This window comes from Streptomyces sp. NBC_00252, assembly GCF_036187565.1.
In the GTDB taxonomy this organism is placed as follows: Bacteria; Actinomycetota; Actinomycetes; order Streptomycetales; family Streptomycetaceae; genus Streptomyces.
Genome location: NZ_CP108087.1, coordinates 7637591 through 7652166, shown reverse-complemented (window position 1 = coordinate 7652166; position 14576 = coordinate 7637591). Strand labels below are relative to the sequence as shown.

General features: G+C 67.8%; 15 protein-coding genes and 1 pseudogene. 4 read left to right on the top strand and 12 right to left on the bottom strand.

All coding sequences use genetic code 11. The annotated features are described in order from the left end of the window. Window positions 1-20: 20 nt before the first annotated feature. On the bottom strand, window positions 21-1472 hold the full coding sequence (locus OHT77_RS33975) for an NCS2 family permease (protein WP_328832241.1): 1452 nt from the start codon (window positions 1470-1472) through the stop codon (window positions 21-23). A 265-nt stretch (window positions 1473-1737) separates the two neighbouring features. On the opposite strand from OHT77_RS33975, the gene OHT77_RS33970 reads away from it, so the two are divergent. Next, on the top strand, window positions 1738-2307 hold the full coding sequence (locus OHT77_RS33970; protein ID WP_328832240.1) for a SigE family RNA polymerase sigma factor: 570 nt from the start codon (window positions 1738-1740) through the stop codon (window positions 2305-2307). Continuing rightward, window positions 2304-3161 (top strand): hypothetical protein, encoded by an 858-nt coding sequence (locus tag OHT77_RS33965; protein ID WP_328832239.1) that lies wholly within the window; start codon window positions 2304-2306, stop codon window positions 3159-3161. The genes OHT77_RS33970 and OHT77_RS33965 overlap by 4 nt, the downstream gene beginning before the upstream one ends. Before the next feature lie 255 nt (window positions 3162-3416). Here the strand turns inward: OHT77_RS33965 and OHT77_RS33960 are convergent, their stop codons facing one another. Together OHT77_RS33960 and OHT77_RS33955 are read right to left on the bottom strand one after the other, a co-directional pair. After that, the gene (locus OHT77_RS33960) at window positions 3417-4364 is read right to left on the bottom strand and encodes a MerR family transcriptional regulator (RefSeq protein WP_328832238.1); all 948 of its coding nucleotides are present in this window, start codon (window positions 4362-4364) and stop codon (window positions 3417-3419) included. Window positions 4365-4419: 55 nt separating this feature from the next. Next, complete coding sequence (locus OHT77_RS33955) at window positions 4420-4827, bottom strand: NUDIX hydrolase (protein WP_328832237.1); 408 nt, start codon at window positions 4825-4827, stop codon at window positions 4420-4422. Between the two features lie 119 nt (window positions 4828-4946). Here OHT77_RS33955 and OHT77_RS33950 point away from each other — a divergent pair, with 119 nt between their 5' ends. Continuing rightward, window positions 4947-5228, top strand: coding sequence for a hypothetical protein (locus OHT77_RS33950; RefSeq protein ID WP_328832236.1), 282 nt, complete (start codon window positions 4947-4949; stop codon window positions 5226-5228). A 91-nt stretch (window positions 5229-5319) separates the two neighbouring features. Here OHT77_RS33950 and OHT77_RS33945 read toward each other — a convergent pair whose 3' ends face one another. Beyond that, the gene (locus OHT77_RS33945) at window positions 5320-5877 is read right to left on the bottom strand and encodes an SMI1/KNR4 family protein (protein WP_328832235.1); all 558 of its coding nucleotides are present in this window, start codon (window positions 5875-5877) and stop codon (window positions 5320-5322) included. An 18-nt stretch (window positions 5878-5895) separates the two neighbouring features. After that, window positions 5896-6144 (bottom strand): hypothetical protein, encoded by a 249-nt coding sequence (locus OHT77_RS33940; RefSeq protein ID WP_328832234.1) that lies wholly within the window; start codon window positions 6142-6144, stop codon window positions 5896-5898. Between the two features lie 157 nt (window positions 6145-6301). Between OHT77_RS33940 and OHT77_RS33935 the strand changes: the two are divergent. After that, window positions 6302-6555, top strand: a pseudogene (locus tag OHT77_RS33935) (family 43 glycosylhydrolase); the annotation flags it as partial. Here OHT77_RS33935 and OHT77_RS33930 read toward each other — a convergent pair. The 7 genes from OHT77_RS33930 to OHT77_RS33900 all read right to left on the bottom strand — a co-directional run bounded on the left by OHT77_RS33930 (window position 6552) and on the right by OHT77_RS33900 (window position 14512). After that, entirely contained in the window at window positions 6552-7343 is a 792-nt protein-coding gene (locus OHT77_RS33930; RefSeq protein WP_328832233.1) for an HAD family acid phosphatase, read from the bottom strand. The pseudogene OHT77_RS33935 and the gene OHT77_RS33930 sit on opposite strands and share 4 nt — an antisense overlap. Before the next feature lie 188 nt (window positions 7344-7531). Continuing rightward, window positions 7532-8635: a right-handed parallel beta-helix repeat-containing protein gene (locus tag OHT77_RS33925; RefSeq protein WP_443048224.1), complete on the bottom strand. Its 1104-nt coding sequence runs from the start codon at window positions 8633-8635 to the stop codon at window positions 7532-7534. Window positions 8636-8666: 31 nt separating this feature from the next. After that, window positions 8667-9707: a pectinesterase family protein gene (locus OHT77_RS33920; RefSeq protein WP_443048167.1), complete on the bottom strand. Its 1041-nt coding sequence runs from the start codon at window positions 9705-9707 to the stop codon at window positions 8667-8669. A 1-nt stretch (window position 9708) separates the two neighbouring features. Next, entirely contained in the window at window positions 9709-10872 is a 1164-nt protein-coding gene (locus OHT77_RS33915) for a pectinesterase family protein (protein ID WP_328832231.1), read from the bottom strand. 87 nt (window positions 10873-10959) lie between these two features. After that, window positions 10960-12270, bottom strand: a complete 1311-nt coding sequence (locus tag OHT77_RS33910; RefSeq protein WP_328832230.1) for a pectate lyase family protein — start codon at window positions 12268-12270, stop codon at window positions 10960-10962. A gap of 17 nt (window positions 12271-12287) precedes the next feature. Beyond that, a complete protein-coding gene (locus OHT77_RS33905; protein WP_328832229.1) occupies window positions 12288-13076 on the bottom strand; it encodes a rhamnogalacturonan acetylesterase in 789 nt (262 codons plus the stop codon). A gap of 98 nt (window positions 13077-13174) precedes the next feature. Continuing rightward, the gene (locus tag OHT77_RS33900; protein ID WP_328832228.1) at window positions 13175-14512 is read right to left on the bottom strand and encodes an ABC transporter substrate-binding protein; all 1338 of its coding nucleotides are present in this window, start codon (window positions 14510-14512) and stop codon (window positions 13175-13177) included. Window positions 14513-14576 lie beyond the last annotated feature (64 nt).

Here is a 14576-nt window from a genome sequence, read left to right as displayed (position 1 = left end):
CCGCGCAGCGCCCCCTACTCCTACTTCACACCGAGAACCTGCTCCACGGGATCAATGGCGAAGTACACCAGGAACAGCACCGACACCCCCCACAACAACCAGTTGACCTCCTTCGCCTTACCGAGCACCGCCTTGATCACGACGTAAGAGATGAACCCGGCACCAATGCCATCGGTGATCGAGTACGTGAACGGCATCGCGGCGATGGTCAGGAACGCCGGAATCGCGATCTCGTACTTGTCCCAGTCGATGTGCTTGACGTGAGTCATCATCAGGAACCCGACCGCGATCAACGCAGGCGCGGCAGCCTGCAGCGGCACGATCGTCAGCAGGGGCGTAAGGAACAACGCAAGCCCGAACAGCCCACCGGTGACCAGGTTGGAGAACCCGGTCCGAGACCCTTCCCCCACACCGGACGCCGACTCGATGTACGCGGTGTTGGAGGAAGCGGACCCGATCCCGCCGGCGACAGCGGCGGCGCCGTCGATGAACAGCACGCGCCCGATGTTCGGCACCTGCCCCTCCTCGTCCAGGAGCCCGGCCTCCGCACTGATACCGACGATCGTGCCCATCGCATCGAAGAAGTCGGACAGGATCAACGTGAAGATCAGCAGCACCACGGTGATCGCACTGGTCTCACCGAACGCCCCGAACAGACTGAAGTGACCGATGAGCCCGAAGTCGGGCGCGGCCACGATCTTGTCCGGCACCTTGGGCGTCATCAGCCCCCAACTCTTGATGTCGGCAACGGAGTTGATGATGATCGCGAGGACGGTCATCGTGACGATGCTGATGAGGATCGCGCCCTTCACCTTGCGGGCGACGAGCGCGATGGTCAGCAGGACGCCGAGACAGAAGACGAGGACGGGCCAGCCGGTGAGATGACCGACGGCGCCGAGCTGCACGGGGACGGTGGTGTCGGCGGCGTCCGGTATACGGCTGACGAAGCCCGCGTCGACGAAGCCGATGAACGCGATGAACAGCCCGATGCCGACGCCGATCGCCTGCTTGAGCTGTTGCGGGATCGCGTTCATGATCGCCTCGCGCAGCCCGGTGAGGACGAGCACACAGATCAGGACGCCCTCGATGACGACGAGGCCCATCGCGTCGGGCCAGCTCATCAGCGGCGCCAGCTGGAAGGCGACGACGGCGTTGAGGCCGAGGCCCGCCGCGATGGCGAGCGGCAGGTTGCCGCCGACGCCCATGATGACCGTCATCACACAGGCCACCAGGGCGGTGGCGGTGACCAGTTGGCCGGTGTCGAGCGAGTGCCCGAACTTGTCCTTGGCGCTGCCCAGGATGATCGGGTTCAGGACAAGGATGTAGGCCATCGTGAAGAACGTGGCGAAGCCGCCGCGTATCTCACGGCCGAAGGTGGACCCCCGCTCGGAGATCCTGAAGAACCGGTCGACACCGTTCGCCGCCGGTGGTTCGGCACTTGGCCGGTCGGCCACCTTCTGTGACTCGGACATGCGGGTACTCCTCGTGGCTTCAATGATCGGTGCGCGGATGCTGGCTGGATTGTTCCCGCGTTGAACCTGTTTCAGGTTTTCCCCGTGTTACGGAATCGAGGTCGGCGCGCCAGTCTGCGGTCGGCCTGCCAGACGTTGTTCGAAGGTCCGTACCAGAATGGCCAGTTGACCACTGCTACGCTTCCGGATCTCGCGGGGGCCACCCCCGAACAAACACGTGTCAGCTACATGACATACACAAAGCCGCAGCGAGGAGAGGTCCGCCGTGGGCACAGTCGTCGACGACGCCGCCTCCGAGGAGTTCCACGCCTTCTTCGAGCGTCACTACGCCGAACTGTCGCGCCTGGCCCACCTGTTGACGGGTGAGGCGGACGCCGCCGACGATCTCGCGGCCGACGCGCTGCTCGCGCTCTGGCACCGCTGGGACCGGGTGCGCGCCGCCGACCATCCGGCGGCCTACGCCCGCGGGGTCGTCGCCAACCTGGCCCGCACCCGGATCCGCAGCGCGGTGCGCGAGCGGCGCCGGGTCGCCCTGTTCTGGACGCAGCGCGAGGAGAAGACCGAGAACCCGGACGTGCCCGGCGTGGTCGACGTCCAAGAAGCCCTGCGCAGACTGCCGTTCCGCAAGCGGGCCTGTGTGGTGCTGCGGCACGCGTTCGACCTGTCGGAGAAGGACACCGCGCTCGCCCTCGGTGTGTCCGTCGGTACGGTTAAGAGCCAGACGTCAAAGGGCATGGCCGAGTTGCAGCGCCTGCTCGGCCCGCAGAGCCCTCCGCTGCGGATGCACGCGGCGGCGCTGGCACGCGGCGGCGAGAGCGGAGGGAGGACCCGATGAGGCATCAGGACGTGCACGACGACGAGTTGATCGCCCGGCTGCACGAGGCGGCCGAGGGACACGAGCCCGACCGCTCCCGCATCCTCGCCCGGCTCGAACGCGGGATGGCCGCGCAGTCCCGCCCCGACCACCGGGCCACCCGGCCGCCCGTGTTCGGCTGGGTGCGGGTGGTCAGCGCGACGGCCGCGGTGGCGGGCGTCCTCGCGATCGGCGGCTACGCGGTGGCGTCCGCGGTGAAGAGCACCTCCCCCGCCGAGCAGACGGTGTCCGTCCCACCGACCCCGACGCCCACACCGTCACCGGACGCGACGAGCCGTACGCCGGTCAAACCGGTTGTCCCAAGGCCGAGTTCGGGCTCCGGCGCCCCGCACAGCACTCCGAGCGCGACCGCCACGCCGACGACGTCCGCGACCGGGTCACCCTCCGCACCTCCCGCGCTGCCGGCCGCCTCCGGCACCCAGGACGGCCCGCTGTGGTCGGACGGTTCGATCGACCCGGGAAGCAACGACTTCTGGGCGCAGAACGACATCACCCTGAAGACGACGAAGCAACTCAGCGCGCTGACAGTTCAGTTGAAGGTGAAGCAGACCGGCGGGGTCACGTCGTCGGGCGCCTGGCGCTCGCTCCCCGAGCAGGATTTCACGCAGACGGTGACGGAGCAGGACGGCTTCCTGGTCTACACATGGGTGCTCAGGGAGGGCCGTACGGTCGCGGTCGGGGACTGGGTCTTCGCCGGGCAGTACAACCATGCCCGCGGCGGCCGGGACGCCAAGGACGACAGCTACGCGGCGGCGGGCACGGCGGCGGGCCAACAGCTGGCGGTGAAGGGCGACTTCGCGGGGCAGAAGTCGTAGAAGCCCGTTCGTACGGCGGAAACAACCACACGTTCGTTTTCAACGTCCTTTCCTGTGCGTGGGGTTCGGATGGGACGCGGTACGACGTCCTGAAGATCAACACCATCAGTGGTTCGACGGGCTCGGGCTTCCTCAGCTCCGGCACATCGTCCGACTGCACAGACCTGCTGAACCGAGCCCCCCTCGGTCAGCAGAGCAACGCCCCTGCCGGTGACGACCGGCGGGGGCGTTGCGTTGTGCCCTGGGCCGCGGGGGCTAGCGCGCCCCTGGTGTCCGGACCCGCAGAGCCTGGACGGACCAGTCGAAGACGGGAGCCAGGCTCTCCGGAGCCGTCCAGCCGTTGACCACGGCCAGGAGCTGGAGATATCGCTCCCTGCGGGGGTCGTTGACGGTCTCCAGCCGGGTCGCCAGCCGATGGCGTAGCTCACTGTCGTCGGGTCGGCCGAGGAGGCGGGCGTAGTGCGCGGTGAACGACGCGACGAACGGATCGGCCTGGGGTGAAGCCGGGTCGATGCCGGCGGTGAGGGCCGGCCCGGCCTGATCCCGGACGGCCACGGCGATGTCGCGCACCGGGACCGTGCTGTTGCTCCTGGCACGCTCAGCTGCCTGGTCCTCGGCGATCTTCCGCACAGAGGCGCGGAAGTCCGGGTCGAGGGACAGCTCGGCCAACTCCACCCACGCCTGGACCTGTTCGGCCTCCGGGTTGTCGGGCAGTTCGGGGGTCATGGAGCGCATGACCCCGGCGAGCGCGGGGGCGGCGTCGTCGAGGCCGCCGAATACGGCGTCCAGGAAGTCGCCGATCAGACGCCGCCGTTCGTCCTCGGAAAGCTGGGCCAACCGGTGCATGAGTTCCGTCTCCTCAGGTGTCGCCCGGCGCTCGGCCACCGCCGTCATCACCGCGTGCCGCAGTCGCAGGACCCGGATCTGCACCGCCAGCGCCTCGGCGTGCGCCGCGGCGACCTCGGGCAGCGAGAGCTCACGGTCCACGACCCTGCGGATCGTGGAGAGGTCAAGTCCCAACTCCCGCAGGGTTCTTACGAGGTCCAGGCGCGCTACGGCGTCGACGCCGTAGCGGCGGTAGCCGGCCGGGCTGCGGTCCGCCGGCGCCACGATCCCGCGATCGGAGTAGAACCGAACGGTCTTGACCGTGAGCCCGGTCCGCCGAGCGAGTTCACCGATCGAGTAGAGCGCGTCACCGTCCATGCCCCCACCTTTGCGTCTCCCCTTACTGGAGACTCAAGCGACTCCGTTCACGGGATCAGGGAAGCAGGCCGAGCGCGTGCAGCGCGTCGAAGGCCATCTCGTCGACGGCCGAGACTCGGTTCCGGTCGGCGTAGCGGAACCACGCCTTCTCGGCGATCTCTCTGGACGGGGTCAGCTCACCGCGGTGAGCTGCGGTGTAGCAGATCATGCGGAAGGGGCCGTGATCCGGATGGCCCTCGCCGATCTCGAACGTGCCGAAGTGCGCCATGGAACCGGGGTCGATCGCCGCCCGCAGTTCCTCGTCGATCTCCCGCACCAGGGTCTCTTCGTCGGACTCGCCCGGCTCACGATGACCGCCCGGCAAGTAGAAGCGATCTCTGCCGTGACTACGGGTCACCAGCACCCGGTCGTGCCGAACCAGGACCCACGCCACCTTCTCCGGCACGCTGCTGCCTTCCGCCATGACTCGGGACCGTACCTCGCCCGGCTCGGCTGCACCGGCTCCTCACACCTCCTGGATCGGTACGCTTCCGTCGGGAGGCGGGAATGTTCAATGCGGTGGCTTTTGGCGCTGGCGGTGTCATGTTCCTGGCTCTTGGCGCGTGGTTCGTCTGCCGGCAACGCCGCAGGCACGCCGGCACCCTCGCGGGCTGGGGCGCACTGGCCCTCGGAGCAGCGCAGTTGATACACGCCGCGGGATCCTTGACCAGCAACCGCCAGCCGTTCAGCGTCGTCCTCGCCACCTGCTGTGCGGTAGTCAGCGTGGTCGGCTACATCCTGGTGGCGAGCGACAGGGACACGGTCCCTGACGGCCGCGGCCACAGCCGCCGGAAGCGCCGGAAGCTGCCTCCGATCCGCCCATGACGCGCTGCTTTCAACAGGCTCTCCAACTGTGGTGGCGGGGCCTTGGGCTGAGATGAGACGGGAAGCGAGACGGCGCACTCGTCCCGGCTCGTCACCCGTGGGGGCACTCCCGGCTGGACACTTCACGGTGCGGGTAGGGCCCATCGGGCATGACGTCGTTCAGCCAGTCGGTGAACCACTGGGCCAGTGACTGTTCGAGCGGGGCGAGGGCGTGCGGGAGACAGCAGAGGTTGGGATCCCAGTTCCACATCTGCCCGTCTGCGGTGCGGAAATCGATCAGCGTCCACATGGCGCAGCCACGGTTCATGAGAGGCACGATCCCCGGTGGGAGAGGGTGATCGGGATCGGCGGCGAAGTCGTCGTAGGCCATGGAGATGTCCGCGCGGTCGCCGAACCACTTGCCCGTGTCGGTGAGGGACAGCACTTCCGACGGGCCGAAGCCCCCGTTGGCGACCTCGAGGTACATCCGCTTCAACAGGTCGGGCATCGGGTGGCCCACGACTCGCTCGAACCTGGTGACGTCCTCGGCGGACGCGGGACCGGGCAGCCCCCGGCCGGCCACGCGTGCACGGGTAGCCAGGATGAGCTCGTCGTCAGTCACATCGAGATCCTTGGCGAGGCTGCTCAGCTTGTCGAGGTCGAAGAACACGACCGGGGATCTCGCGCCTCAGCTCTGCGCGTCGTCCCGCGAGAAGCGGACCTCGCGCTTCTCCATCCACCGGTACGACCAGTGCATCTCAGCCGTGATGGTCTTGACGCTCCCCTCGGGGAACTCCTTCGTGGCTGCCTCCAGCGCCGCGTCGACGGCCGCGTTGTAGGCCGCCTTGATCCGGGCCTCGCCCACCGTGGAATTGGGTGTCTGGAGATCGAAGTCGAGCGTGATCGTCAGATGCTTCGGCGCGGGGTCCTGTGCCATGAGTGCCTCCCCTTGGTGACGTACAGGACCGCCAGTATCGGGTCAGTAGGCGATCACCGCCATCGAACGGCCCAAAAGCCCCAACCCAGGCACCCATCAAGGAGTTTGCGGCAAGCCACGTCAGCTCATCGTCGTCCCGATCGCCGCGGAGACCGTGGAAGAGACAAGCGTGGCCTACGCGACGGGACCGTCCCCGTCCGGTCCGTGGACCGAGCGGGGGACGGTCCTGTCCAAGAACCCCGAGTACGGCATCCTGGGCACGCCCTGAACGGGCCAGGAAGGCCTGGTGGGGACGGCACGCACCGGGAGACCACGATCGACCGCCTGTGGTTCGCGGCGGACGGAACGATCCTGCCGGTGGTGCCCACCCTCGGGTCGGTCGGCGCCGTAGAGACTTCCCGTAGGGACTAGCTGACGAAGTAGGTCGGGTTCGGGAGCTTGTACGTCTTGTCGGCGTAGCCCCCGTCGAGGTCCGAGTACTGGTCGCCGAAGTTGGCGATGATGTCGTAGCCGAGGGACTCGATGTGCTTCCGGGTACCGGACTTGTACTGCACGGTGGTGCAGGTCCAGGTGCCGGCGGTCGCGCAACTGCTCAGGTACGACGGCGGGTTGGCCGTGTTCTTGAGGAACATGTGGTCGGCGTCGAGGTTGATGTCGGCGCCGACCTTCTTCAGGTTGTCGACCGCGGAGGTGCGCTGCGCCTCGGTCAGGCCCGAGTTGTAGAACACGGCGACGCCCTTGGACGCGGCGTACTTGACCAGCGCGGGGGTGCCGAAGACCTCCGGGCGGTTGGCCTGGGCGACGTACGCGGCCCAACTGGCCGAGCTGTAGCCGTAGTTGTTCTTCTTCTCGTAGTCGAGGCTGAGCAGCAGCGTGTCGTCGATGTCGAAGACGACCGCCGGCTTGACGCCCTTGTGGTGCTTGCGGACGGCCGCGTCGATGTACTTCTTCGCGGACGCGTCGATGCGCGCCAGGTCCTTGGCGTACGGGCTCGTCGCCGAGGCCTGGTACACGCCGTTGCTGTCGAGCGTGGTGCCGTAGTAGGTGTCGATGTCCTTCGTCAACAGGCCGATGTTGTACGGCTCGTGCGTCGAGTTGGCCGTCGACTGGCCGGCGCTGGCGACGCCGCTGCCGTACAGGGCGGCACCGGCGACGACACAGGCGGCGCCGAGGGCGGCCGCTCTAAGGGACTTCCGCATGGAATCTCCGGATCTGGTTCCGATGGGTGATGCACCAGGTCAGGGACTGTCTACGCGCATCACGCGTCGGGCGCGAGGGCCTTTATCCGATCGATACGAAATCCACAGGGCGGACGGTGGCGGCGAGCGCTCTCCACTGGCGTAGGCGGGCCCAGCCCCGTCCAACCCGAACTGGGCCCACCGCACGGTCAGTTCATCGTCGCGCCGATCGTCGTGCTCCCCGTCGTGAGGAACGTCGTCGCCGGCAACGTGCCGCTCGACGAACGGGCGTTGTACGTCGTCGACGCGTCCGTGGAGATGAAGGACGGGGTGGAGACGCCGGAGTCCCAGTTGTTGCCGGACGAGGTGACGGCGGAGCCCTTGGTGACCGAACCGCCGCTGTTGCTGACGGCGAGGTTCTTGCCGAGTTTGGCGGAGCTGGTGGCGAAGTAGTAGCCCGCGCCGCCGTTGACGTAGGCCGTGGTGCGGTTGATGACGATCGCGCCGGTGTTGGAGTTCTCGGTGAAGCCGTTGCCCGAATTCCCCCAGGCGGCCGAGTTGTTGACGACGTGGGCGACGGTGACGCCGTTGCCGCCCAGCTTGTAGCCGTTGCCGTTGCCCTCGAACGCGGAGTCGCCCCAGCGGTTGATCCCGTTGCCGAAGGACCAGCTGTGCTCGATGGTGACCGGCGACGAGAAGGACCAGAGGTCGATGCCGTCGTCCGAGTTGTTGTACAGCCGGGCACCGGTGACCAGGTTGCCGGTGCCGGAGCCGAACTTGATGGCGACGCCGTCCGCGTTCTGGCCGTGCGTCGCGGCGTCGTAATTGCCGTACGAGTCAAGGTTCTTGACCGTGTTGTTGACGGTGCCGTCGCCGGTGAGCGTGAAGCCGGAGTCGCCGCCGTTGATGGTCTTGACGTTGCTCCAGTTGGTGCCGGTGCAGGACTGGCAGACGACCGCGCTGTCCGGGGAGTTCTGGAAGGTGATGTTGGAGACGTTCCAGTAGTCCGCCGTCAGCTTGAAGATCCAGGACCCCGACGGCAGTGACGAGCCGTCGATCTTCACCGTCTCCGAGCCGTATGCGGTGAGGGTGACCGGCGCGGAGGAGGTGCCGTTGGTCGTCGACTGGAGGGTGGCCGTCGGGTAGTAGGTGCCGCCGCGGACCTGGATGACCGTGCCGGCGGTGGCGTTCTTGATGGCGCTGGTCAGATCGGTGGAGTTGCTGACCACGACGGTCGCCGCGTGGGCCGGGGTGGCGATCACGGCGAGTCCGAGCGAGGCCGTGGTCACGGCGAGTGCGGTGAAGGTGCTGATACGACGCATGACGTGCGGGTCCTTTCGTCGATCAGAAGGAGCGGACGGGGCGCCAGTCACCGAGGTAGGCGGCAGGGGTGTGCAAGTCGGCCTCGGCGAAGGCGAGTTGGGGCCGGTTCTCCGGGACGGTGATCACGGAGCCCGGCCCTGTGTTGCGGTACTCGGCAAAGCGCATCGACTGCCAGGGGTAGGCGTCGCGCATGTTCGTGTAGGGCGCGACGGGGTCGATGCCGGGCCCGATCCGGGAGTCCCGCACGACGAGGGACGGCCAGGCCGTTGTCTCGTACGACGGGACCCACGGCCGGGCCAGCTTGTACGCGGCGTCCTCCGCGCCGGAGGTGATCCGGGAGCGGACCGCGAGGATGCCGTGCGGGTTGGCGCGGGCGGTGGACGGGGCGAAGACCATGCCCTTGGGGGTGAAGGACACGTCCCGTTGCAGGGTGTGGAAGCGGCAGTCCGCGAAGACCGCCGTGGCCCGCCCGAAGACGAAGTCGACGTCGCCCTCGATGTAGCAGTGCGAGAAGTACTGCCGGTCGAAGGCCTCCAGCGCGGACGTGTCCACGAACAGCGTGTCCTGGTGGGCGAGCAGACGGACCCGCGAGAACCGCGAACGGTCCCCCGTCACATACGCGGCCACCGCCTGCGTCCCGGTGATCTCCGGATGGTCCGCGCGCAGCCAGTCGTTGGCGAGGGTGAGGTCCCGTACGGTCAGCCCGGGCGCCGCCGAGGTGAAGGTCGCGGAGCCCGCCGTGCCGTACGTCCCCGAACCGTCCGGCTTCTGCGTCCCGTTGGCGTTGTCGTAGACGATGACGACGTCCCGCGGGTCACGGGTCGCGCCGCGCAGCGTCAACTCACCAGCTGAAACAGGGACGTTGACGACCTCGCGATACGTCCCCGGGTGCACGACGATCGTCCAGCCGACGCCCTGCACCGCGTCGACGGCGGCCTGTACCGACTCACCGGGCCGGACATGCAGCACACGACGACGGCCGAGGCCTACGGCGGGTCCGGCGCCGGCGGCCACCAGCCCACCGGCAATCCCCGCCAGGAGGGTGCGTCTGGGCACGGCCATCTCAGCGCCTCCGCCCCGGGGTCCAGTCACCGAGATACGTCTCACGGGTCGCCGACTCAGCCTGCACAGGGGTTAGTTGGGGCCGGTTCTCCGGCACGCTGATCACGGCGCCCGGACCCGTGTTGCGGTACTCCGCAAACCGCTGGCTCTGCCAGGGATAGGTGTCCGACATGTTGGTGTACGGCGCCACCGCGTCGATCCCGGCGCCCAGCACCGTGTTCCGCACGGTGAGCATCGGGTGGGCGGTGGTGTCCGAGCCGGGTACCCAGGGGCGGGCCAACTTGTAGTAGCCGCGCGGGGCTTCACTGCTCACGCGGCTGTGCGTCACCAGGTAGCCGCGCGGGTTCGCCACCGCCGTGGAGGGCGCGAAGACGAAGCCGTACGGTGCGGTCGCCAGGTCGGTGCGGTTCAGGGTGCGGAAGTGGCAGTGGTCGTAGACGGCGGTCGCGCGCCCGAAGACGAAGTCGACGTCTCCCTCGACGTAGCAGCGCGTGTAGTACTGGCGGGCGAAGACGCCGAGCGCCGACGAGTCGGCGTACAGGGTGTCTTGGTGGCCGAGGAAGCGGCAGTCGAAGAACGCCGAGCGGTCGCCCTGCACCTTGACCGCGACCGCCTGGGTGCCGGTGATGTCGGGGTGGTCGGCGCGCAGCCAGTCGTTGGCGAAGGTGATCCAGCGGGCGGTGAAGCCGTCGGTGCGGAGCGTGGTCGTGGCCGAGCCGGAGGTGCCGTAGGTTCCCGAACCGTCGGGTTTCCGGGTGCCGTTGGCGTTGTCGTAGACGATGACGACGTCACGCGGGTTCTCGCTCGCGCCGATCCAGGTCATCTCCGTGGCGGCGTCGGTGAGTTGGCCGGTCGCCGGGTCGGCGACCCCGGTGATGACCGTCTCGCGGTAGACACCGGGTGCGAGGACCAGGGTGTACCTGGCGCCGGTCGCGGCGTTCACGGCGGACTGGACGGTGGTGAAGTCGCCCCGGCCGCGCGGGTCGACGTACAGGGTGAGCGGGGTGAGGCGCGCGGCGGGTGAGCCGTAGCGGCCGAACGGGCGGGGTCTGCCGACGGCGAGGGCGGGGACGGTGGTGAGGCCGAGCGCGACGCCCGCGCCGGCGCTCGCCATGAGGAATCCCCGTCTGGTCAGGGGCAGTTGATGGATGTGGTGCGAGGGCATGCGGGTGCTCCTTCGCGGTGCGGCTCGTGAGGTGGCGCGGGTGCCGGGCCGATCGGACGGGACCGGCCCGGTGTCCGGCGTGGTGTGTCAGCGCAGGCGGCCCGCGCCCGCTCCCCGGTCGACGAGGTACGGCACGGCCTTCGCGGGGTCGATCTTCGTGCGCAGGGTGGGTGTCCAGCCCGCGCCCGACTGGAGGATCTCGGTCGGAACTCCCGCGTTGTGGACGGCGATCAGGTCGGTGAGCTTGCCGTTGACGTAGTTGTCGTCGGCGGTGAGCGGTGCCTCGGACCACTTCTTGAGGATGGTGGCCTCGTCGATGCCGGCCGGGACGGTGAACGCGTTGTGTTCCGCGACGAGTTGGGACTCCAGGCCGATGCCGTAGCTGTAGCCGTAGCCCGGCTCGGCGACGAAGTGGTTGTTGTACGAGTCGACTTGGCCGAAGCGGACGCGGGGTGCGCGTTCGACCAGGTTGGAGAACAGGTTGTGATGGAGCGTCACCTTCAGATGGCCGCGGTCGACTGCGGCCGTGGAGGCGCTGTCGCTGTTGCCGATGAGGATCGTCTTGTCGTGGTCGGTGAAGACGTTCCAGGAGGCGGTGACGTAGTCGGCGCCCTTCACGACGTCGAGTTCGCCGTCGTGCTGCTCGAAGATCCGCCCGAAGTAGGTGGGCAGCGAACTGTCCGGGTGGGCGCCGTCGGTGAACGTGTTGTGGTCCAGCCACACATGCGTGGAGCCGTAGATGACGGCGCTGTCGTACTCGGAGTTCCAGTTGCCCGTGTCGCCGTCGGTCGGGTCCCACTGCGGGAAGCAGTCGAGGGGGCTCTCGAAGGAGAGGTTGCGGACGATGACGTTGTCGACGGCCTTGATCTGGAGGCTGGCGCCCTTGAAGCCGGCGTGCTTGCCGATGCCGATGACGGTGGTGTTGGCGGGGATGTACGCCTCGATGGCGGCGTACTGGTCGGCGGCGGAGACGCGGCGCAGGCCCTCGGGGCTGTCGGCGGGTTCGTTGTCGAGGTTCTGGTCGTAGCCCCAGACGGCGGGGTCGTAGGTGGCGAGGTACTGGTCGAAGTCGTAGCCGGGCGCGGCGAAGGAGTCGCAGCCCTCGGCGTTGGCGTCGATCACACCCTTGACTCTGATGATCTTCGGCGCGGTGCCGCCGGCGGCCAACGCGGCTTTGAAATCGGCCCAGTTGGAGACGGTGTAGACGTGATCGCGGGTGGCCGTCGCGCCACCGCTGGTGCCGGTGCCGTAGGAGGCCCAGCCGTCAGCGGTGCCGAGGGTCTGCCGGTCGAGGGGGCGCGGATGGGCCTGGGCGCTGGTCGTGGTGACGGCGAGGGCCAGTGCGGTGCAGCCCACCAGCGTTGCTATGACGCGTCCATGACACTTCTGTATACGCACTGTGCGGGTCTCCTTGTTCAGAGGACCGGGGCGTCCGTCGCCTCGGGCCAGGTGATCCAGGACGTCGGAATGTCCTCGTGCAGCCGGACGACGTCACGCGAGGCGAGCACCCGGGTGCGCAGCAACTCCCGCGCCACGAGCCGCGCCACGGCGATCGCACCGGGCGGATTGAAGTGCGTGTTGTCCTGCTCGGTGTCGGTCCAGTTGAAGTAGACCTTCGTCTCCTCCACCCCGAGCCGCTGCCACAGCGCGAGCGACAGCGCCTCGATGTCGAGCAGCGCGACCCGCTCCTCCTTCGCGAGCGCCCGCATCGCCGCCGGGTAATCCCCGTGCGTCGGCAGGGCGTTGCCGTCGGCGTCGAACCTGCGCCGCTCGACCGGGGTGGCGAGCACGGGCCGGGCGCCATGAGCCCGGGCCCCTTCGATGTACAGCCGCAGATAATCCTGGTAGGTCGTCCACGGCTCGGTGTAGCGGGTGGGGTCGTCGCTCTTCTCGTCGTTGTGCGCGAACTGCACGAGAAGGACGTCACCGGGCCGGACGGCGGAGAGGATCACATCCAGCCGCCCCTCATCGACGAAGCTCTTCGAACTCCGCCCGTTGACGGCCTGGTTGGACACCTTCACCGCCTTCCGCAGAAAGAAGGGAAGCGCCATTCCCCACCCGGTCTCCGGCGCTTCGGCGGAGTACTTCTGGGCGGCGGTGGAATCACCGGCGATATAGAGAGTGCGCTCCCGTCGAACACCCCCACCACGTAAAGGAACAGCAGTGAGAGCCCCTAGGGCAACCTGCCGACGACTAAGAGACACGATCGACTCACCTCTCGGATTTTGTCTTTTAGGGGCGCGGGGAACTGCGCGACCAGCCCCCACCGGCCCGCAGCCCCCCACCAACCGAACCACCCAACTCAGTGGTTCTTCTTCCAGTCCGCCTGCGCCTTGTTCAACTGATCAGCCAACGTGTCCAGGAACTCCTTCGCCGTCACCTTCCCCAACAACAGCTTCTGGAAGTTCGGCTCGTTGTCCGCCTTGGAGATCGTGTTCCAGTCCGGCAGGTAGTACGGCAGCTGCACGATCTTCGTGTCGGCCCCGTTCAACGCCTGCGCAGCCAACTGCGTGGGCTCGGACTTCTGGATCCACGCCGCGTCGGCCGCGTCGGTGTTGGCCGGCACCTGCCCCGCCGACTCGTTGTACTTCGAGTTCTCCGCCGGAGAAACCGCGAACTCGATGAACTTCCAGGCCGCTTCCTTGTTCTTGCTGGACTTGAACAGACTCAGCCCGTCGACGGGGTTGGAGATCTGCACCCGCGTACCGTCGTCCTGCGTCGGGTTGGGAATCCCCTTGAACTTGTCCGCGCCCAGCGCCTTCAGATGGTCCTGGTACGACCCGAGGTTGTGACTCAGCATTCCGATGGTGCCGCTGTCCCACTGCGCGACCATCTTCGTGAAGTCGTTGTTGAGGTCGGCGGACGGAGTGTCCTTTTTGAACAGCCCGACGTATTTCGCCAACGCGGCAACGTTCTTCGGGTCGTTGACGGTCGTCTTGTCGCCGTTCCAGAAGGACGTGATCCCGGTCTGCCCGTACACCGCGTCCAGTGCCGGCGCGATGGACCCCTCGCCACCTCGAATGGTGAACCCGAACTTGTTCTTCGCCTTGTCGGTGAGCTTGTCGGCGGCGGCGTAGAACTTCGACCAGGTGGTCGGCGCCTCCAGCCCGGCCGCCTTGAACAGATCGGTGCGGTACCAGAGCGTGCCGTTGTTGGCGGAGGTGGGGATCTGGTACAGCGTGCTCCCACCGCCCGCGCTCTTGCTGACGTCGAGCAGGTTCTGGCTCAACTTGCCGTTCAGGGAACTGGACTTGAGCCGGCTGTCCAACGGCTCCAGCGCCCCCTGCACCGCCACCTCGGCCAGCACCGCCGTCCCGACCCCGCCGACGTCGGGCAGGCCGCCGCCCTGGATCGCGGTGTCGTACTTGGACTGGGCGCTCGCGGCGGGTATCCCGACGTACTTGACCTTGATGTCGGGGTTCTTCTTCTCGAAGTCCGCGATGATCTGCTTCCAGATGTCGGTGCGGACACCGCCGTTGTTGTCCCAGAAGGTGATCGTGCCCTTGCCCGATCCCTCGCCGCCCTTGTCCCCCGCGGCCCCGCTGCCGTCGTCGCCGCAGGCTGTGGCGGTCAGCGCGAGCACGCAGCCCAGGGCGACGGCCAGGGCGGCACGCCTGTTTCTGCGGATGCTGGTCTTCATAGGACGGCTCTCTTCTGATGGATCCAACGGGGTGGTGATGTCACGGAGGACGGGCAAGCGCTTG